Genomic DNA, 20,272 nt, shown 5'->3' with positions numbered 1-20,272 from the left:
TTTTTGGGAGCACTCTATGAAGAACCTCGTTGCGCGCTTTGTGAAGGATGAATCCGGCGCCACCGCCATTGAATACGGCCTGATCGCTGCCGGCATCGCGCTGGCGATCATCACCGTCGTCAACAACCTCGGCAGCACGCTGAACACCAAGTTCACCTCGATCTCGACCAGCCTCAAGTAAGGCCGGACAAGTTGAGAGTTGAAAGAGCCTCGTCCGAGACGAGGCTCTTTTCTTTTGTGCGGGGAGCTTTGCAGCCGGGGACCGAGGGTTAACGGACGTGGTCGCGTTTAGGTCTTGCTGCGGGGTGTCTGGCCCTCATGGTGCGGGGCCAGCCACCACAAGAACGCGGCGAAGCGTCCGCGCAAGGCCGCGAGAGCTGGCGGCCTGGAGCGTGATCCGGACCCGCAGGGCCGCGTTTGCCTAAAATGTGCGGCGGTATTCCCGAGAGTTCATGCTCTAGCAACACGCCAAGACGCGATGACGATTCACTCCAATCTCGTCGCGCTTTGGTTCGTGGCTCACCGTGACGGGGAGGGGAGCGGTGTGTCGACGCGGACGTGGACCACGGCGACGTCATCCGCATAGAGCCGCTTCCAGCCCGGCAGATGGTCCATGATCCTCGAGGCGGGCACCGTGGGGTTCAGCAGCGTCGCGTCGATCCGGTAGGTATCGAGCAGACGCAGGAGCGTCTCGACGTTCTTGCCCTCGACAGCGTCGAAGTAGTCGAGCACGAACTGCTCGCCATACAGCTCGGCGCGGCCATCGATGAAGGTCTTGATGTTGCGGGTGATCAGATAGCCGCCGATCGGAGCGGTGCTGAAGATCCGCTGCGCGTGCCGCCGTTCGAGCACGTCGACCGCGGCCGCGGGGGACTGATTGCCGATAAAGGCATACCGGTACGGCGGGGCATAGGACCGCGTGATGCTCCAGCCGGCCGCGACGATCGCGAGCGCAGCGATTGCGCTCACTGCAAAGGAGGACCGGGCGTCTGCCGCCCTCAGCGCGACCGCTCGCGTCACGCCCAATTGCTCGGCGAACGGCTTCGCCAGCACCAGCGGTGTCAACAACGCAAAGGCCTCGATATTTCTGACGTGGTTGAGGGCCGCCCAGACCAGGCCGAGCAGTAGAAGAATACGGGTCCAGGACAGCACCAGCCCGCTGTAGTAGCCGATGGCGATCAATCCGAGCAGGCTGGCTCCAAAAAGATCGAGCGAGCTGAAGTCGGCGGGCATCCATTCCCAGATCATCGAGAGCAGCTTGCCGAGGCTGAGGATCTTCGTCGATGCGAGAAGCGTGTTCCAGCCATAGGGCGTGCAGCAGGCTGCGGCCAGCGCAGCAAGCCCGAACACGGCCCAGCGCGCCGCCAGCGCAAATCGATCCTTGCGATCGGCGGATGCGAGCGCATCGAGGCCGATGGCCCCGATCAGCGCCAGCCCCATGACGAAGCCGCCGTGAAGATTGGCCCATAGCGCCATCAAGGGCAGCAATAGCCAGGAGGGCGCGGTGCGCCGGTCGGCGGCCGCCAGCAGCCCGCCGACAAAGGCCACCATGACCGGCAGGGCCAGCATGTGCGGGCGCGCGAGGAAATGCCCCATCGACATGAAGAGGAGCGGGGTGACGAGCAGAAAGGCGCGCGCCGGCTCCAGATAAGGCTCAAGCAGGTGAACGAAGATCGCCGCGGTCGCTCCGATTGCGAGCGATGTCAGGATAACCACGCCCGACCAGTTTGACGGCTCGTAAACCAGCGCGAACAGGACTTGCGACAGCCAGGAGCTGGAGATCCAGGGCTCACCGGCGCGCGTGAACGAATAGATGTCGGTGGTGGGCAGCGCACGATGTTCGAGAATCCACTGTCCGATCTTGATCTGCCACAGCGTATCGGAATCCCGCAGCATGATGTCGCCGACGCCGAGGAAGAACAGGTACACACCGGCGCCGATGCAGAGCGGCACGAGCCAGCGCGCAACGCCGCGGACGGGAACGCTGCTTGTAACGGAAACCGACATTGGACTCTCGGGGTTGAACGACCACGCACAACAGCAGATCCGCACCTGAGCATGATCGCTTTTAAGTTGGGGTAAACCGGGCCGGTTCGCCGCCGCCACGCGGTGCAAGGATGCGTTTACTACCTGCTCGCGTGCGCCTCGGAGTTACGTGGCGCCCGTATCCTCATTTGCTCCTTGTCATTCGTCCTGAATAGTTGTTCAGTCCTTGCGGGGCGATTTGCAGCGATTGAGTGACGAAGCGTTCGGCCGCAGGGCGTGCGGCAGGCGTGTGGGACAGGAAGCGCGCCATGGTTTATCGGCGGACGCATCAAGTGGTTAAGCGCCTTGCGGCCCGGCGCAGTGCGATCTTGGCGGCGGCGCGCGAGGCTGCGGCGGAAGGCGGGATGGCGGCGGTGCAGATCGCGCCGGTCGCGGTCCGGGCAAATGTCGCGGCCGGCACGGTCTACCGCTACTTCCCCTCCAAGGCCGAGTTGATCTCCGAATTGATCGCCGAGGTCTCCCGCGACGAGCTCGCGGCGATCCGCCGGGCGGCCGATGCCGCGCCGGGTCCGTCCTCGGCGCTGGCTGCTGCCGTCACCACGGTGGCGGTCCATACCCTGTCGCAGCGCAGGCTGGCCTGGGGCATCCTGGCCGAGCCGGTCGATGTCGATGTCAGCGCCTCCCGGCTTGCCAGCCGGCGCGAGATCGCGGGCGAGATCGCAGGCCGGATCGATGCGGCCGTGCGCGCCGGTCACCTGCCGGCGCAGGACACCGCGCTGGCCGCCACCGCGCTGCTCGGTGCGCTGCATGAGGCCCTGGTCGGGCCGCTCGCGCCTGACAATCTCGAAGATCCCGTCAAGATGCGCGATGCGGTGCAGACCGTGACGCTGCTGGCGCTGCGCGCCGTCGGCGTCATGGACGCCCGCGCCCGCGGCCTGGTGGTGCAGCAGACGCTGCTCCCGACCACGAAAGCGCTGGTGGGAGCCTGAATCGTCGGCGCGGCCGGGACGGAGGGCCTGATCGCGCTCAGGCCGTTGTCCGGGCGCGCCTTTTCGAAAAAACCGAGCAGGCATGCCGGACAGGCCGGCTACTGTGCATGGGGTTGTTTTCGACGTTTTTGCTTGCCGGGCGCCCGCGGACCTAGATATCCGCGCCGCCCTCGGGGCCGACGGAGGCGATGCGCACCATGTTGGTGGTGCCGGGAATGCCGAGCGGCACGCCGGCGACGATGATCACGCGCTGGCCGGCGCGGACGAAGCCGTCGCGGAACGCGATCTGGCCGGCGCGGCTCACCATGTCGTCCTGGTCGCGCGCATCTTCCGCCACCACGCAATGCACGCCCCAGACCACCGCCAGCCGGCGTCCGGCCGCGATGTTCGGCGTGATCGCCACGATCGGCGGCTTCGGCCGCTCGCGCGCGACGCGCACCGCGGTCGAGCCCGAGCTGGTCCAGCAGATCAGGGCCGGCAGGTCGAGCGTCTCGGCGATCTGGCGGGCGGCGTCCGCGATGGCGTCGCCTGCGGTGGATTCCGGCGCGGGGCGCTGCGCGGTGAGCACGGACCGGTAAATCGGGTCGCGCTCGACCTCTTCGCCGATGCGGTTCATGGTCGAGACCGCCTCGACCGGGAATTTGCCGGCCGCCGATTCCGCCGACAGCATGATGGCGTCGGCGCCTTCATAGACGGCGGTGGCGACGTCGGAGACCTCGGCGCGGGTCGGCACCGGCGACTGGATCATCGATTCCAGCATCTGGGTCGCGATCACCACCGGCTTGCCGGCGCGGCGCGCCATGCGCGTCATCTGCTTCTGGAGGCTCGGCACGCGCTCCAGCGGCAGCTCGACACCGAGATCGCCGCGCGCCACCATCAGCGCGTCGGAGGCCTCGATGATGTCGGCGAGGCGGTCGATCGCCTGCGGCTTCTCGATCTTGGCCATGACCGCGGCGCGGCCGCGGATCATCTTCTTGGCCTCGATCACGTCGTCGGCGCGCTGCACGAAGGACAGCGCGATCCAGTCGACGCCGGTGACCAGCGCCGCCTCGAGGTCGGCGCGGTCCTTCGGTGTCATCGCCGAGACCGGCAGGTCGGTGTCGGGCAGGCTGACGCCCTTGCGGTCGGACATCCGTCCGCCGACCACGACGCGCGTCACCGCGTGCTCTTTCGAGGTCTCCTCCGCGATCAGCCGGACCTTGCCGTCATCCAGCAGCAGCGCATGGCCGGGCCGCAGCGCGGCGAGGATCTCCGGATGAGGGAGATTGACGCGCGTGGCATCGCCCGGCGCCTTGTCGGAATCGAGCGTGAAGGTCTGGCCGTTCTGGAGCTGGACCGAGCCTTCGGCGAAGGCGCCGAGCCTGAGCTTCGGTCCCTGAAGGTCGACCAGGATGCCGATCGGCCGGCCGTAGCTGCTCTCGACATTGCGGATCGTCGCCACCAGCTCCCGCATCTTGTCATGCGGGGTGTGGCTCATGTTGATGCGGAACAGGTCGGCGCCGGCCTCGAACAGGCGGCGGATCATCGCGAGGTCCGAAGAGGCAGGTCCAAGGGTCGCGAGAATCTTGATACGGCGAAGACGCCTCATGGCTTATTCCCAGGCGGAGGGGGAGCTGCGGCCGGTGGCAGGCCGGGCGAGCCCGGGGGCGTAGCACCGGGCGGGCCATTGGGCAAACCCGGAACGCCGCCACCCGGGCCAACCGGGCCGGGCATGCCAGGCACGCGCGGCTGTGACGGCTGCTCGTTGGCATCGGTGAGCTGCACCGTCCAGGCGCGCTGCTCGCCGGTATCGACCTCGAAATAGCCGGTGCGGTCATAGCCGCGCGCCAGGCAATCCTCGGTGCCGCGGATGGTGAATTCCTTGTCGCGCGAGCACATGAAGGCCTGGCCCGACCATTCGCCGCCGCGGTCATAGTCGATCGCGTAGATGTAATAGTAGCGGGCGACCAGCGTTCCCCGCAGCAGGGTCTCGCAGGAGCGGGAGGAGATGTTCCACCAACCCTCTGTGGTCCAGCCCTCGGCGTCCTTGTAGCCGAGCGCAATGCCGACCCGGCTCGAGGTGTTGTTGCAGAGCCGGAAATCGGCGGCGGCCGGGCTGGCCCAGAGGCACAGCAGGCCAACCACCAGCACCGGGACCAACCGGGCGAGCAGGCGAAACGGGGAACGGGGAGATTCGGCGATCATTGTCGCGGAACGTATACCAGATGATTGACGATTTGGCGTAGGGCCGGGGAACTGCCGCGAGAGGCGGCCCGGGGCCCGTTTGCGCCGCGATATGGCAAAATCTGTGACAGGACCCCACCTGATCCCGTAAGGGTGACGACATCAGGGGTAGCCAAGGGATTCAGTGATGGCAATCGACGACAAAACCAGAACGGAACTCGAAGCGGCCGCTTTCCGGCGCCTGGTCGACCATTTGCGGGAACGGACGGACGTCCAGAATATCGACCTGATGAATCTGGCGGGCTTCTGCCGCAACTGCCTGTCCAACTGGCTCAAGGACGCAGCCGACGCCCAGGGCGTCGCCTTGAGCAAGGACGAGAGCCGGGAGGCCGTCTACGGCATGCCCTATGAGACCTGGAAGGCGAAGCACCAGGGCACGGCCACGCCCGAGCAGATCGAGGCGATGAAGAAGGTCCATCCCCACGGGCACTGAGCGGACAGTCCGCGGCGCGCGCTGAGTCGCACCACACAACAGCTTTCTTCGTCTCACTGAAGGAAGGTGTGGGCGCGCTGTGGACGAGCGCGATGCTTGCTTGAACGCGGGGGGCACGAACCCTAAGGGTTCAGGCAGCACGCGCGGTGACGGATGCCGGCGTCACCTCGTTTTGCCAGTTTCATTGGGAGTACCAAGATGGCCACCTCCGCCGCCGTTCGCGACGACGAGCCCGCGACGAAATTTGCCAAGGACCAGCTCAAATCCATCATCGAGCGCATCGAGCGGCTGGAGGAAGAGAAGAAGGCGATCTCCGACGACATTCGTGACGTCTATGCCGAGAGCAAGGGCAACGGCTACGACGTCAAGGCGCTGCGCACCATCGTGCGGATGCGCAAGCAGGATCCCAACGAGCGCGCCGAGGCCGAGACCATTCTCGAGACCTACATGCAGGCGCTGGGAATGATCTGAGGTCTGTACTGTCGTCCTGGCGAGAGCCAGGACCCATAGCCACAGGCCGTGGTTATTGCGAAGGCCGGCAGTTGCATTATCGTCGTGCGGGATTGGTACCGCGCTTCATCGATAGATTCCGCGGTATGGGTCCTGGCTTTCGCCAGGACGACACCAGTGTCGTGGGTCCATCGAGGGAAACGCCGTGACTGCGCCGCCGCTACCGCGCGAGGTGAGCCGTGCCTTCGACGCTCTTCCGGCGCCGATCGGCAAGCGGCTGCTTCAGGTGCGTGCGCTGATCTTTGCGACCGCTGCGGCGCATGACGACGTCGGCCCGCTCACCGAAACGCTGAAATGGGGCGAACCCGCTTATCTGACCGATGAGACCGGCAGCGGCTCTACGATCCGGCTCGGGCGCGTGAAGGACTCCGATCGCGCCGCCATTCTCGTCAACTGCAGGACGACGCTGGTCGATACGTTCCGCGAGCGCTTTCCCGATCAGTTCGAGTATCGGCAGACGAGGGCGTTGCTGTTGCCGGTATCCGGCGCGCTTCCGAAGCAGCAGCTCACCGTCTGTCTCTCGCTGGCGCTGACGTATCATCTGGATCGGCGGGTCAGGAAAGCGAGATAGAAGCTGCGGGTTTCGACACTACAGTCTTGGAAATGGCGAGCACGCCGTTGCGCCGGTCCGGCGCGCAGCCTCTATCGGCAGGATTGTCGGTCTCGTCTCAATTGCCGCGTCCGCGTTTGGAGTCTCGTCCCGCCTGCGCCCGCTTGTTGGCCTGCGAGACCCTTCCGATTTTTTCCGGTGGAAGTTTCTTGATCCGGCGACGGCTTGGGATGGGCCGCATGCCGTCATGCGAAGTTGGGGTCGTCTGCGGTCGGGAAAACTGACGTGTCCGACGAAGTGCCAGCGCCCGTCGCGCCGCTTCCCCGAGCTCTCGTCGTGCCTCAAACTTTCGGATGCGCCTCAGCTCGTTCTTGACGCGCTTGATGGCGGCAGCGAAGACCGATTGGCGCCGGTTTGCGTGCTCTGCCGTTCCGGAGAAACTCTTGCCGCGCGGGTCGGTCGTCCCCTTTGTTTCGCGGCGTCGATGCCGCGACAATGTACGCTCCCTGTCGCGCAGATCCCGTAGCCGGTCGCGAAGGCCCTCAAGTCCATCGCGCCCCATCTCTCCAACCACGGGATGGTGCGTATTCAATATGACTTCGCGCTCGTCCTGGTTCAGAAGGCTGAGCTCAGACTTGCATGGAACTGACATCGCACGCTCCCTTCCGGGTTTTTCGCGCACTGCCATAATGCGCGTTTGGAATGCGCAGCGATACCGGGTGATTACCCGTTGGAAGTGGGGGAATCCTCCTTAGTGCATATGCGCACCAGGCTTGGGCAGAATCCGTTCATCTGTCGTCACGGACAAGTAAACCCAGTGCGCGCGCACCATCCGGGCCACGACATTGTGTTCGTGGAAATACCGCCTCAGCGCAACGCGGCGGTGCGAACGACGAAGGAGGTCGTATCGAGCTTCGCGGTGGCGCTGCCCGAGAAGCTGTCGCAGGACAGGCCCTGCATCGGATCGTCGGTGAAGCCCATGGCGATCACGGCCTGCGGCTTGACGAAATAGCCGCGCAGCGCGGTCATATCGAGCTCGCCCATCAGCGTCACCGACATCGCGCGGCTGGCGCTCGGCGACAGCATCACGATCTTGAGCCAGATGCTCTCGCCCTTGGCCGCGGAGAGCCGGGTCGCGGTTGCGACCATGCCGTCGACGCTCTTGCCGACCACCGTGTTGATCTCGGTTGCCTGGGCGCCGCTGCGGGACGCGGCGGCGGGACGGGCCGAGCGCGGGATCGGCGCGGAAGCGGCAACGACGTTGGCGCGATCGACCGGGGAGGCGGCCGGTGCGTAAGCCAGCGCCTGAAGAGTTGCGTTGGAGACGCTGGCGGTGGGCTGCGGATCGGTCGCGGCGGCAAGCGCCTGGCGGGCCTTCAGCGCGGCGATCTGCGCCGGTGTCGCCTGCTGCGGCGTCGCCGGAGTGTCCCAGAAGCCGCGGGCATTGATGATGTCGGCCGGGGTTTCAGGCTTGCCGGCCGCCGGCTTGTCAGCCACGGGCGCCGGCTTCGGCTTGGGCGGCGCAACGATCTGCGCATCGGCCGAGGCGAGCTGCAGCGTGGCGGCGACCTGCGGCTTGGCGCGCGGCGTCGGCACCGGATCGGCCGGCTTGGCCGCAGCGGCGACCACGGTGGGCGCCACGGGCTTGGCGGCCGGGGCTGGTGCGCCCTCGTCATCCTCGTCGTTGCTGCTGGCTGCCGGCGCCGACTTGCTCTTGAACAGGGCGGCAAAGAAGTTCGGCTTGCTGGCACCGTCGTCACCGTTGCCGCGGCGCTCGATCTCGGCCTTGGCGAGCTCATAGCCCTTCAGCGGCGTGCCGTCGGTCGGCAGATGCACCGTCTTTCCGTCCGGGAAGACGCGGGCGAGTTGGTCATGCGTCATGCGCGGCCAGTGCCGGATGCTGCCGGTGTCCAGATGCACGAAGGGCGAGCCGGAGGTCGGATAGAAGCCGACACCGCCGCGCTGGAGGCGCAGGCCGGCGAAACGGATCTGCTCCAGCGGCACGCCCGGAATGTAGAAGTCCATCGCATGCCCCAGCATGTGCTGGCTGAAGCGCGCCACACCGGACGAACGGCGGCGGAGCATCGCGTTGGTGGCGGGGGAGCGGTAGGAGGAGATGATCTGGATCGGCTGCTTGCCGTCGACGTCGCGATAGACTTCCCAGAGGATGTCGAACAGGTGACGGTCCATGACCGTCTCGTCCTGGGTGCGCCAGTCGCGGAGGAAGTGGTTGAGCTGCTTCAGCGACGCGTCGTCGTAGCGGCCGTCGCGCTTGAAGGTGACGGTGAGGTCTTCGCCGGAATGGGTGTGGTGGAAGGAGAGCGTCTTGGTCTCGTTCAGCGCGGCGGCATTATGGACCGAACCCGCGGCAGCAAGCAGCAACACGGCAGCAAGGCCGATCCGGGATCCGGCCTTCACTCCCGCATGGGACAACGACAGCACAGCGAATTGGCGTGCAAGACCAGTCAGCACGTATGAGCCCACCCAGTCGACGAGCGTTCAAATGGACTCTCCCGCCAACCCCGTTAGCGCGAGAAAGAGGATGAACGCTTTACTAAAGCGAGAAGGTTAATTCGAGGTTGACCTTCCCGCCCCCAAACCAAGTCAGAATACAAACCTAACCGGTTGAGTGTGGCAAAAAAACGCCCGCTGCCCGGGGCCCGGGTCGAGAATGATTAACGTGAAACGCCCCCATCCAGGGGACGGGGGCGTTGATTTTATTGCAGAATTTCAGGAAACGAGCGGCCGGGCCCGGCTCAGCGGGTAAACACCCGCTGCGGCCTGCGGCCGACCGGAGCCGGCGGCGGGGTCGGGGCGCCGAACAGCCGCTCGAAGAAGTTCGGACCGGACGAGCCGAAGCCGCCGCCATTGTTGGCCACTGCCACGCCCGAGGGCAGCGTCGTTGCCGGGCGCGAATAGCTCGGCTGGGAGTGCGCGACGATATTCTCGAGATCCTTGCCGCGACTGTTCTTCAGGATGTTGATCATGGTCGAGTCGCGGCCGTAGACGTCCTTGCGGAATTGCAGCTTGCCGGCATCGTCCACGAACGCGGTCTGATAGGTGATGTTGACCGGAATCGGGGTCGGGAATTTCAGATCGATCTCGCTCTTGCCGTACATGCTGCGCACGCGCTCCGGCGTGTACTTCTCGTTCGGCATAGCGATGTTGAGCAGAACGGAGGCGTACTGATCCGGGTTCTGCACACGCATGCAGCCGTGGCTGAAGGCGCGGTCTTCCTTGGCGAACAGGTTCTTGTCCGGCGTGTCGTGCTGATAGACCAGGAACTTGTTCGGGAAGTTGAAGCGGATGCGGCCGAGCGCGTTGGCTTCACCCGGCGGCTGCGAGATGTGCACGGAGCCGTCGCGGTTCTGTTCGAGCTTGAGTCCCATGCGCTGAAGCACGGTCGGGTCCTGCTGAAGCGCCGGCAGGTATTCGTTGTAGACGATCGACGGCGGCACGTTCCAGGTCGGGTTGACCGTGATGTACTTCATCGTTTCGGTGAGCAGGGGCGTCGCGTGCTGGCCCGGCTTGCCGGTGACGACGCGGGTGGTCCAGACCGGCTGGCCGCGCTGCATCACCTTCAGCGTGTAGTCGGGAATGTTGAGGATGACATAGGCATCGCCCAGCGAGGGCACGCCGAGGTCGCGCGGCAGCCAGCGCCAGCGCTCCATGTTCACCAGCACCGTGTCGATCTGCTTGTCGCGCTTCGGGGTGTTGAGCGCCTTGACCGTCTTGTCGTCGAGGATGCCGGTCGCCTTGATCTCGGCGCTGTTCTGGAATTTGCGCACGGCTTCCGCGACCGTGGCGTCATAGCGGGTGTCGCTCGCATTCTCGGTGATGCCGAGCTTGCTGCGAAGCTGCGGCACGCGTGGATCCTCGACGACGATTTCAGCCTGCTTCTTGCCGGCGGGGGTGTATTTCAGCGCCGGACCGTCGGCGATCTCGATCACCGGACCGCTGCCCTGACCGCGGAGCTCTGCGAGCTTCGCCTTCAGTTCCTTGTAGAGCTTCTGCGGCGGGTTGTAGCTGTCGAGCGCCGCGGAGGCGTCAGCCGCGGTCGTGACCTTGGCGAGCACCTCGCTCGGGTCGACCGGATGCTCGGGATAGAGGATGTCGGCGCTGACCTGCGACCAGTGCATGCGGCCGCTCTGGGCCTGGCGCGCATAGTCGAACATGCTGGCGGTGAGCTTGAGCTCGGCGTCGGCGAGCGCATCGGGGGTCGTGGCGGCGGCGAAATCCGGCACCGGATAATCGGCCGGATTGAGGCCGTCGGAGGCCGCATCCTTCAGCCGCGCGATCACGCCCTTGGCCGCGGCGGTCAGGCTGCCGGCTTGCGTCCACACCGGCGCGAAGTCGCGGGCGCCGTAGAACTTCTCGATCGCCGCGCGTTCGTTCTTGCGGTCGAAATGGCGCGAGGTCTTGGCGCCGATGATATCCTTCAGCTTGTCGGCGACCGGCTGGTCGGCGGCGGGCACGCTGCTCGCGGCCTTGACCGGCTCGGCGGCAGGAGCCGCTGCGGTGGCGGGAGCCGCAGGCGCGGCCGGCGCGGTCGTCGCAGTGTCGGCCTTTGCTGGTTCAGATTTGGCGGGCTCGGTCGTCGCGGGCTCCGTTTTAGCCGTCTCGCTCTTCGGCGCCTCAGTGGCGGGCGTGGTGGCGACGTCGGACGGCTTGGTCTCAACCTTGTCCGGCGCGGGAGCGGCTTCGGCCTTCACGGGTTCCTTGGCCGGCTCCTTCGCGGAGTCCTGGACCGTGGCGGTGGCGTCGAGCTTGATGTCGGAGGCAGTCGGGGGCGGGACGTTGGCGGGCTCGGGGCGCGGGATCGCGGCTTCGATCGCGAGCTCGGCGGCGCTGCTGCGCGCCTGATCCTGCGCCAGGGCCGAGCTGGCCGACACCGTGAGGAAGGTTGCTGCGACCGTCATCAAGACACGGTCAAAGCCTGCACGGTGGTTCAAACAGTCACGCATTGTGTCGCACCCCTCGGGTGAACTGTCCCTCGTGGAACAGCTTCGTTATCGCCTAATTGAGCTTCGGCTAAACCGCGCCGGCCTCTCGAAAGTTGCACGCCTGCACGCAACGATTCATACGCAGACGATATACAGGCCCCGATTTTGCAGCCAGCGCTACCCGGGACAACTCACGACAAACTGACTTCAAGGGAGCCTCTTGGCAACGGATTGTGCGCCTCTGCCGCGCGCTTTTCCCTCTGTCTGTCACTTCCAGGTCACGGTTCAAATCGCAGTCGAATTCTGTCGTCATGCGAACGGCTTACAGTCGCCTCGCGCCGTCGCGCGAACCTCCGTTCGCATGAGGCTCAGTGCGTCTCCTCGCCGCTTTTCCCGCCATGTCCGGGAACCCCGGCCTCGTCGAGTTTTCGGTAGAGCGTGGACCGGCCGATTTTGAGGCGGCGGGCGACCTCGGACATCTGCCCGCGGTAATGCGAGATCGCGAAGCGGATGATCTCGTTCTCCATGTCCTCCAGAGGGCGGACGTCGCCGGTCGCGGTCAGCATGGGAAGAGTTCCCACCGAGGGGAGCGGCGCAATCGGTATTTCGCTACCCGACGACACAACGGAAGGCGCCGCGATCGGTTCGAGCATCAGCGGCGCGGTCGGAATCTCGGTTGCGGGATACGGCTGCGAGGCGAGCAGCGGGAAATCGCCAAGGCCAAGCTGGTCGCCCTCGCTCATCACCACGGCGCGGTACACCGCATTTTCGAGCTGGCGGATGTTGCCCGGCCAGTCGAGCTGGGCGAGATGCGCCACGGCCTCGCCGCTGATGCCGGTGATGGTGCGGTTCTCCTCGGCGGCAAAGCGCGCCAGGAAATGCCGGAGCAGATGCGGGATGTCCTCGCGCCGGGTCCGCAGCGAGGGGATCGTCAGCGGCAGCACGTGCAGGCGATAGAACAGGTCTTCGCGGAAATGTCCCTGCTTCACCCGTTCCAGCAGCCTGCGATTAGTTGCCGAGATGATGCGGACGTCGACCTTCACCGGCTTGCGGCCGCCGACGGCCTCGACCGCGCCTTCCTGGAGCGCGCGCAGCAGCTTGACCTGCGCAGCCAGCGGCAGCTCGCTGACCTCGTCCAGAAACAGCGTGCCGCCGTGGGCCTCGACGAACTTGCCGGTGTGGCGTTCGGTGGCGCCGGTGAAGGCGCCCTTCTCGTGGCCGAACAGGATGGACTCGACGAGGTTGTCGGGGATCGCGCCGCAATTGACCGCGACGAACGGCTTGGCCTTGCGCTCGCCGCTGCCATGGATGGCGCGCGCGAACATCTCCTTGCCGACGCCGGACTCGCCCTCGATCAGCACCGGGATCGAGGAGTTCGCCGCCTTCTGCGCGGTGCGCATCACGCCGGCCATCGCCTCGGCGCGGGTGATGATGTCGGAGAAGGTCAGCCGGCCCTCGCGGCTGTGACGGATGCGCTGTAGTTCACCCTTGAGCGCGGAGGCGTTGAGCGCGTTGCGAAGCGAGACCTGGAGCCGCTCCATGCCGACCGGCTTGACCACGAAATCGGCAGCACCGGCGCGCATCGCCGAGATCACGTTGTCGATGCCGCCATGGGCGGTCTGCACGATCACAGGCACGCTGAGGCCGGCTTCGCGGATCTTCGCCAGTACGCCCATGCCGTCGAGGCCGGGCATCACGAGGTCGAGGATGACGCCGTCGATCGCAGGTGCATCGGGGGCGGTGAGGGCGGCGATCGCGGCGTCGCCGGAGTCCACGACGACCGTCTCATAGCCGCATTTCTGCACCATGTTCTCGATCAGCCGGCGGGCTACAGCGTCGTCGTCGGCGATCAAAATACTGGCAGCCATGGTGTTCCCCGCACGCTACTACTATCTGTCTCGAATCGGGGCACTCTGGCCGAAGCCGATTAACGCACTCTTAAACCTTGATGCCCTGGCCCGCCGCCGCGCTTGTTGAACACAGGTTTCCCACACAATGAATTCGCGCTCCAAGTCCGCTCTCGGAAAGTCTGCCTTGAAGAAGCCCGCTCCCAGCAAACCCGCTCTCCGCAAGCCGAACACCAGGACATCCGCCGCCAAGAAAGCCATCGTCAAGGCAAAGCCCTCCAAGTCGTCACTCGCCAAGTCTTCAGTCGCCGAGTCTTCACTAGCCAAGCCTGCGAGCAAGACCGGCAGGCTTCCGGAATGGAACCTCGCCGATCTCTATTCCGGGATCGACGCGCCGGAAGTGGCGCGCGATCTCGAAAGGATGGATGCCGATTGCGTCGCGTTCGAGACCGACTACAAAGGCAAGCTCGCGACAGGGACAGCAAATGAAGATGGCGGAAAATGGCTCGCCGAGGCCGTGCGACGCTATGAGGCGATCGACGATCTCGCCGGCCGTCTCGGCTCCTATGCCGGTCTCGTCCATGCCGGCGACAGCGTTGATCCCAAGATTTCAAAGTTTTACGGCGATGTCTCCGAGCGGCTGACGGCGGCGTCCACCCATCTTCTGTTCTTCGCGCTCGAGCTCAATCGTGTCGATGACGATATTTTGACCCGTGCGATGCAGGCGCCGGAGCTCGCACATTACCGTCCCTGGATCGAGGATCTGCGCAAGGAGAAGCCCTATCAGCTCGACGACAAGCTCGAGCAGCTTTTCCTGGAGAAGGCGCAGACCGGCTATTCCGCCTTCAACCGGCTGTTCGACCAGACCATCTCCGGCCTGCGCTTCAAGGTCGGCCCTAAGGAGCTCGCGATCGAGCCCACGCTCAATTTGTTGCAGGACCGCGACGGCGCCAAGCGCAAAACCGCGGCGGAGGCGCTGGCGAAGACCTTCAAGGCCAATGAGCGCACTTTCGCGCTGATCACCAACACGCTGGCCAAGGACAAGGACATCTCCGACCGCTGGCGCGGCTTCAAGGACGTCGCGGATTCCCGCCACCTGAACAACCGCGTCGAGCGCGAGGTGGTGGATGCGCTGGTGGCCTCGGTGCGCGCGGCCTATCCAAAGCTGTCGCATCGCTATTACGCGCTGAAGGCAAAGTGGTTCGGCAAGAAGCGGCTGGCCTATTGGGACCGCAACGCGCCGCTGCCGTTTGCGGCGACGGACGTCATCGGCTGGCCTGATGCGCGCAACATGGTGCTGACGGCCTATCGCGGCTTCTCGCCCAAAATGGCCGACATCGCCGAGCGCTTCTTCACCGACCGCTGGATCGACGCGCCGGTGCGTCCGGGCAAGGCGCCGGGCGCGTTCTCGCATCCGACCACGCCGTCGGCGCACCCCTACGTGCTGATGAACTACCAGGGCAAGCCGCGCGACGTGATGACGCTCGCCCACGAGCTCGGTCATGGCGTGCATCAGGTGCTGGCGGCCAAGAACGGCGCGCTGATGGCGCCGACGCCGCTGACGCTGGCGGAGACCGCGAGCGTGTTCGGCGAGATGCTGACCTTCAGGCGGCTCCTGGCGCAGACCAAGAGCGCCAGGCAGCGCCAGGCGCTGCTCGCCGGCAAGGTCGAGGACATGATCAACACCGTGGTCCGGCAGATCGCCTTCTATTCCTTCGAGCGCGCGGTCCACACCGAGCGCAAGAACGGCGAGCTCACCGCGACGCGGCTCGGCGAGATCTGGCTGTCGGTGCAGGGCGAGAGCCTGGGGCCGGCGATCGAGATCAAGGCCGGTTACGAGAACTACTGGATGTACATCCCGCACTTCATCCATTCGCCGTTCTACGTCTATGCCTATGCCTTCGGCGATTGTCTGGTGAACTCGCTCTACGCGGTCTACGAGAACGCGGCCGAGGGCTTTGCCGAGCGCTATCTCGATATGCTCGCCGCCGGCGGCACCAAGCACTATTCCGAGCTGCTGCGGCCGTTCGGGCTCGATGCCAAGGATCCCAAATTCTGGGACGGCGGCCTTTCGGTCATTGCCGGGATGATCGACGAGCTGGAGGCGATGGGCTGAGGCGTCGGGCGCGCGGGCGCCTGGCCGCCTCGGGTTCCCGCGCCCGCGTTGAACGTTCGCGCCGGAGGCGAGACTAATCCTGTAGATACTTGATTTATTTTTTCAACTCTTGATTGCCGATCGCTTTTTGTTGCTCGGGAGAGGCTCGCATGCCCGACCAGGGACAGGTCCCGCGACCTGGCGCAGCACGGAACGCCGCAGCCTTCGAGGAGGAAACGCCCTGGTGCGAGAAGCATCAGCAGATCGTGCGCGACGAGATCGAGGCCATCAACACGCGCCGCGAGGAGGCGCGGCAAATCGACCCCGACGGTATCGTCGCCTGCCAGATGCTCGACGTCGTCGGGCTCGCCTTGTCGGGCGGCGGCATCCGCTCCTCGGCCATGTGTCTCGGCGTGCTCCAGGCCTTGAACCACCACGATTTGATCGGACGGATCGACTATCTCTCCACCGTATCGGGTGGCGGCTACATCGGCACCTCGCTCAGCACGACCATGACGGTGACAGGCCGTTTCGTGTTCGGCGAGCGGCCGACCGGGGAAACCGTGACCGCCAGCGAGATCAGCGACACGCCGTCGGTCGGGCACATCAGGAATTATTCCAACTACCTGGTCCCGGCCGGCTTCCGCGATCTCCTGACCGGGATTGCGATCGTGGCGCGCGGCCTGATCGCCAATATCGGGCTGACGCTGCCGGCGGTGCTGCTGCTCGCCGCCGTTACCATCTGGTCGACCCCGCTGCGGAGCTGCCTGACGGTCGCGAACTTCTTCGGTGTCGATCTTGCCGACGGCGCTTCGCCGCAATGTGAGCTGCACCATTTCGGCTGGATCGCGGACCGTTTCGGTTTCGCCGCCATCGGCGCGATCGTTGCGCTGGTGCTGCTTGCCTGCGGCGGAATTGCCTATCTGCTCTCACGCGCGGAACGGGGCATCGGCCCAACCGTCTTCCTGACCTATGCCGCGGGCATCGCGTTCCTGCTTGGCATCGCGTGCGACTTCGCCCGCGTCCTTCAGATCAGGAATTTCGCGCTGACGCTGGCAACGGCGATCATCGGCATCGGCCTGTTCTTCGGCTGGGCGCTCAAGCAGTCATTTGCAAGTCCCGAGAACCGCCAGGAGTTTCGCTCGCATTGGCCGACGGCCGGCGCGACCTTCCTGGTGCTGCTTGCCGTGATCGCGTTCTTCGAGTTCCAGCCCTTCATGCTGTTGCAGATGTTCGATGTCGTCGACAGCAACACGATCGGCGGGCCGGTCGGCGGCGTCGCCGTCACCTGGATCAAATCGCTCGCCGCGATTGCCGCGCCGATCGGCATATTCGTCACGGCCTTCAGGCAGCAGTTCGCCGAACTCCTGAAGGGCAACAGCGTATCCTCGCAATGGGGCTCGCTGGTGCTCGCGATCATCGCCAAGGTCGCGCTGTGGATCGCGGGATTGGCGCTGCCGCTGATCATCTGGGTCGCCTATCTCTATCTGTCCTATTGGGGCATCGCCAACGATCCGATCGAAAAATGCCAGGCGCCTCTGACCGTTATTGCGCAGAAGGGCTGTCTCGCCGCCAACAAATCGACTGTGCCCGCGTCGGCAAACCTGTCGGGCAAGATCGAGTTCGACGCGGCTGCCGGCACCCTCTCGGCTGAGATCACGCCAAAAGCTGCCGCAGCGACGGCGACGACGGACTGGTTGACGCCGGTATCCCACGTTCCGGCGTGGCTCGCATTTGCCGCGGGCAATGTCGCAAGACAATTCGATTGGACGGATCGAGGCTCCGGCTACGCGCACAGCCTGCCCGTGGTGATCCTGTACACGCTCGTCGGCATGCTGCTGTTTGCGATCTCCTGGTCCCTGACACCGAATGCGAATTCGCTGCACCGTCTGTACCGCGATCGGCTGAGCAAGGCTTTCCTGTTCGACCCCGGCCGCTCCGCAGACGGCAATATCGCGCGCGCCGAGGCGAGCCTCGACCAGGGGCGCGATTTCAAGCCGCTCGATCGCATGAAGTTGAGCGAGCTCTTCGTGGTCGCGGACGACGGTGCCACGACGACCGATCGGCCGGCCGCGCCGAAGCTGCGGGCGCCCTATCATCTCATCAACACGGCGCTCAACATCCAGGGGTCGGACTTCGCCAACCGGCGCGGCCGCAATGCGGACTTCTTCGTCTTCTCGCCGCTCTATGTCGGCAGCGAGGCGACGCGGTACGCCAGGACGCCGGCGGTCGAGCGTCTGGAGCAAAGCCTCGACCTTGCCACCGCCATGGCGATATCGGGGGCGGCGGCGTCGTCGAATATGGGCTCGAACTCGATCAAGGCGCTGACGCCGACGCTCGCGCTGTTGAACGTGCGGCTGGGCTACTGGCTGAACAACCCGCGCTATGTCGAGGCCACAGCCCGGCCGCAGCGCCGCTCCACGCCGCTGTTCCTGTGGTCGGAAATCTCAGGCCGTCTCTACGAGAACAGCGACGGCGTTTATCTCACCGACGGCGGCCACATCGAAAATCTCGGCGTCTACGAGCTGCTGCGCCGGCGCTGCAAGGTGATCGTCGCGGTCGACGCGGAAGCCGACGCGCCGATGAATTTCTCCTCGCTGATGAAGCTGCAGCGCTATGCCCGCATCGACCTCGGGGTCCGGATCGATCTGCCCTGGACGCCGATCCGCGACCGCACCCGCGCCATCATGGCGGAGAACGCCGACAGGAAGTCCGCACAAGCGTCCTCCGGCGCCGCGGACGAGGCCCCGCACGTCCATGTGGCGATCGGCAGCATCGACTATGGCGGCGATGACAAGGGCTATCTCGTCTATATCAAGTCCTCGCTCTCCAGCGACGAGAACGACTACATCCGCGACTATGCGCGGCGGAACGACACCTTCCCCCACGAGACCACCGGCGATCAGTTCTTCTCGGAGGAGCAGTTCGAGGTCTATCGCGCGCTGGGGTTCCACATGACCCATGGCTTCCTGGCCGGCGACCATTCCGTGGCGGTCGGTCCCGGTACGGATCCGCGCATGGCGCGATTTACCGAGGCGGGCGAGAAGGCGATCGACGCGGTCCGCGCGGCGCTCGGTCTTCCGGAGCCCCGGCGACCGACCGTGAGTGTCACCGCCACAATGATCGATCAGGGCTGAGCGGCGCGAGAGCCCGAATTCCCGGCAATCGGAATTCCAAATGACCTGATTTGCGGGAAAACCGCGCTTGCCTGCCGTTGCCCTGCCCGAAAGATTAAGGTATCCCAGCCCCAGAATTCGACTTTCGACTGGGGACAATCCATGGCTGACCATAGCGAAGTGGCGTACACCACTGCCGACGGCAACGACTACGTTGCCCACGAGCAGACCTATGAGGGCTTCATCAAGCTGGTGAAATACGGCACGGCCTCGGTCGCGCTCATCGTGATCCTGATGGCGATCTTCCTCACCTGATCCATCGTCTGCCGCACCGACAGCGCCGTCGGTGCCCATAAAATTTGCATTCAAACCGGTGCCAAAACCGGTATCCAACGTTGCGGGAGTGACGCTAAGTTTGCGTGCGCGCTTTTTCCCGCGCCGCCGGAGGGCCTATGAAGATCGCCGTTGCCAAGGAAATCGATCCGTCGGAGCCGCGCGTTGCCGCTTCGCCTGATACGGTGAAGAAGTTCAAAGCGCTCGGCGCCGAGATCGCCGTCGAGCCGGGCGCCGGCCTCAAGTCGGGGCTGCCGGACTCCGAATTCACCGCCGTGGGTGCCACCGTCAGCACTGACGCGCTGAAGGACGCCGACATCATCATCAAGGTGAAGCGCCCCGAGGCATCGGAGCTTGCGCAATACAAGCGTGGGGCGCTCGTCATCGCCATCATGGACCCTTACGGTAACGATGCCGCGCTGAAGGCGATGGCCGATGCCGGCGTTTCCGCATTCGCGATGGAATTGATGCCGCGCATCACGCGCGCGCAGGTGATGGACGTGCTGTCCTCGCAGGCCAACCTCGCCGGCTACCGTGCCGTGATCGAGGGCGCCGAAGCCTTCGGCCGCGCCTTCCCGATGATGATGACCGCGGCCGGCACCGTGCCCGCCGCAAAGGTGTTCGTAATGGGCGTCGGCGTCGCCGGTCTCCAGGCGATCGCGACCGCGCGCCGCCTCGGCGCCATCGTCACTGCGACCGACGTACGGCCCGCGACGAAAGAGCAGGTCGAATCGCTCGGCGCCAAGTTCCTCGCCGTTGAGGACGAGGAGTTCAAGAACGCGCAGACCGCGGGCGGCTACGCCAAGGAAATGTCGAAAGAGTATCAGGCCAAGCAGGCCGCGCTCACCGCCGAGCACATCAAGAAGCAGGACATCGTGATCACCACGGCGCTGATTCCGGGCCGGCCGGCGCCCATGCTCGTCTCGGGCGAGATGGTCAAGTCGATGAAGCCGGGTTCGGTGCTGGTCGATCTCGCCGTCGAGCGCGGCGGCAATGTCGAGGGCGCGAAGCCGGGCGAGGTCGTCGACATCGATGGCATCAAGATCGTCGGCTACACCAATGTCGCAGGCCGCGTCGCGGCCTCGGCCTCCAGCCTCTACGCGCGCAATCTGTTCTCCTTCATCGAGACCATGGTCGACAAGAAGGAGAAGAAGCTCGCCGTGAATTGGGACGACGAACTCGTCAAGGCGACCGCGCTGACCAAGGACGGCGCTGTCATCCACCCGAACTTCCAGCCGAAGGTCTAA

At 65.3% G+C, this 20,272-nt stretch carries 16 protein-coding genes; 9 read left to right on the top strand and 7 right to left on the bottom strand.

The window, feature by feature from the left end; genetic code table 11:
- The first annotated feature begins 16 nt into the window (after nucleotides 1-16).
- Nucleotides 17-181, top strand: a complete 165-nt coding sequence (locus tag EI171_RS40680) for a Flp family type IVb pilin (protein WP_028173014.1) — start codon at nucleotides 17-19, stop codon at nucleotides 179-181.
- A 338-nt stretch (nucleotides 182-519) separates the two neighbouring features.
- On the opposite strand, the gene EI171_RS40675 is transcribed toward EI171_RS40680, so the two are convergent.
- The gene (locus EI171_RS40675; protein WP_202633072.1) at nucleotides 520-2,007 is read right to left on the bottom strand and encodes a hypothetical protein; all 1,488 of its coding nucleotides are present in this window, start codon (nucleotides 2,005-2,007) and stop codon (nucleotides 520-522) included.
- A gap of 287 nt (nucleotides 2,008-2,294) precedes the next feature.
- On the opposite strand from EI171_RS40675, the gene EI171_RS40670 reads away from it, so the two are divergent.
- Complete coding sequence (locus tag EI171_RS40670) at nucleotides 2,295-2,975, top strand: TetR/AcrR family transcriptional regulator (protein ID WP_008136878.1); 681 nt, start codon at nucleotides 2,295-2,297, stop codon at nucleotides 2,973-2,975.
- Nucleotides 2,976-3,126: 151 nt separating this feature from the next.
- Here EI171_RS40670 and pyk read toward each other — a convergent pair whose 3' ends face one another.
- Nucleotides 3,127-4,563, bottom strand: a complete 1,437-nt coding sequence (gene pyk, locus EI171_RS40665; protein WP_011089873.1) for a pyruvate kinase — start codon at nucleotides 4,561-4,563, stop codon at nucleotides 3,127-3,129.
- Nucleotides 4,560-5,159 carry a DUF1036 domain-containing protein gene (locus EI171_RS40660; protein ID WP_161536546.1) on the bottom strand — a complete coding sequence of 200 codons (600 nt, stop codon included), beginning with the start codon at nucleotides 5,157-5,159 and terminating at the stop codon, nucleotides 4,560-4,562. The genes pyk and EI171_RS40660 overlap by 4 nt, the downstream gene beginning before the upstream one ends.
- Before the next feature lie 166 nt (nucleotides 5,160-5,325).
- Here EI171_RS40660 and EI171_RS40655 point away from each other — a divergent pair, with 166 nt between their 5' ends.
- From EI171_RS40655 to EI171_RS40645, 3 genes are all read left to right on the top strand, one after another.
- Nucleotides 5,326-5,631, top strand: a complete 306-nt coding sequence (locus tag EI171_RS40655; RefSeq protein WP_028173016.1) for a DUF1244 domain-containing protein — start codon at nucleotides 5,326-5,328, stop codon at nucleotides 5,629-5,631.
- A 198-nt stretch (nucleotides 5,632-5,829) separates the two neighbouring features.
- The gene (locus EI171_RS40650) at nucleotides 5,830-6,102 is read left to right on the top strand and encodes a DUF2312 domain-containing protein (protein WP_008136868.1); all 273 of its coding nucleotides are present in this window, start codon (nucleotides 5,830-5,832) and stop codon (nucleotides 6,100-6,102) included.
- Between the two features lie 184 nt (nucleotides 6,103-6,286).
- Nucleotides 6,287-6,712 (top strand): hypothetical protein, encoded by a 426-nt coding sequence (locus EI171_RS40645; RefSeq protein ID WP_011089870.1) that lies wholly within the window; start codon nucleotides 6,287-6,289, stop codon nucleotides 6,710-6,712.
- A 97-nt stretch (nucleotides 6,713-6,809) separates the two neighbouring features.
- Here EI171_RS40645 and EI171_RS40640 read toward each other — a convergent pair whose 3' ends face one another.
- The 4 genes from EI171_RS40640 to EI171_RS40625 all read right to left on the bottom strand — a co-directional run bounded on the left by EI171_RS40640 (nucleotide 6,810) and on the right by EI171_RS40625 (nucleotide 13,502).
- Nucleotides 6,810-7,343, bottom strand: coding sequence for a hypothetical protein (locus tag EI171_RS40640; protein ID WP_161536545.1), 534 nt, complete (start codon nucleotides 7,341-7,343; stop codon nucleotides 6,810-6,812).
- Between the two features lie 215 nt (nucleotides 7,344-7,558).
- A complete protein-coding gene (locus tag EI171_RS40635) occupies nucleotides 7,559-9,175 on the bottom strand; it encodes a DUF882 domain-containing protein (protein ID WP_161536544.1) in 1,617 nt (538 codons plus the stop codon).
- Nucleotides 9,176-9,447: 272 nt separating this feature from the next.
- On the bottom strand, nucleotides 9,448-11,655 hold the full coding sequence (locus tag EI171_RS40630) for a murein L,D-transpeptidase (RefSeq protein ID WP_161536543.1): 2,208 nt from the start codon (nucleotides 11,653-11,655) through the stop codon (nucleotides 9,448-9,450).
- Between the two features lie 347 nt (nucleotides 11,656-12,002).
- A complete protein-coding gene (locus EI171_RS40625; RefSeq protein ID WP_011089866.1) occupies nucleotides 12,003-13,502 on the bottom strand; it encodes a sigma-54 dependent transcriptional regulator in 1,500 nt (499 codons plus the stop codon).
- 127 nt (nucleotides 13,503-13,629) lie between these two features.
- On the opposite strand from EI171_RS40625, the gene EI171_RS40620 reads away from it, so the two are divergent.
- From EI171_RS40620 to EI171_RS40605, 4 genes are all read left to right on the top strand, one after another.
- The gene (locus tag EI171_RS40620) at nucleotides 13,630-15,597 is read left to right on the top strand and encodes a M3 family oligoendopeptidase (protein ID WP_161536542.1); all 1,968 of its coding nucleotides are present in this window, start codon (nucleotides 13,630-13,632) and stop codon (nucleotides 15,595-15,597) included.
- 149 nt (nucleotides 15,598-15,746) lie between these two features.
- Complete coding sequence (locus EI171_RS40615; protein WP_161536541.1) at nucleotides 15,747-18,713, top strand: cell division protein; 2,967 nt, start codon at nucleotides 15,747-15,749, stop codon at nucleotides 18,711-18,713.
- Between the two features lie 141 nt (nucleotides 18,714-18,854).
- Entirely contained in the window at nucleotides 18,855-19,007 is a 153-nt protein-coding gene (locus EI171_RS40610) for an aa3-type cytochrome c oxidase subunit IV (RefSeq protein WP_008136857.1), read from the top strand.
- Nucleotides 19,008-19,144: 137 nt separating this feature from the next.
- Entirely contained in the window at nucleotides 19,145-20,272 is a 1,128-nt protein-coding gene (locus EI171_RS40605) for a Re/Si-specific NAD(P)(+) transhydrogenase subunit alpha (RefSeq protein WP_161536540.1), read from the top strand.

It is taken from the genome of Bradyrhizobium sp. LCT2 (genome assembly GCF_009931255.1).
Classification (GTDB): Bacteria; Pseudomonadota; Alphaproteobacteria; order Rhizobiales; family Xanthobacteraceae; genus Bradyrhizobium; species Bradyrhizobium diazoefficiens.
The sequence above is the reverse complement of the archived record's forward strand: the minus strand, read 5'-3'. Positions and strand labels throughout refer to the sequence as shown.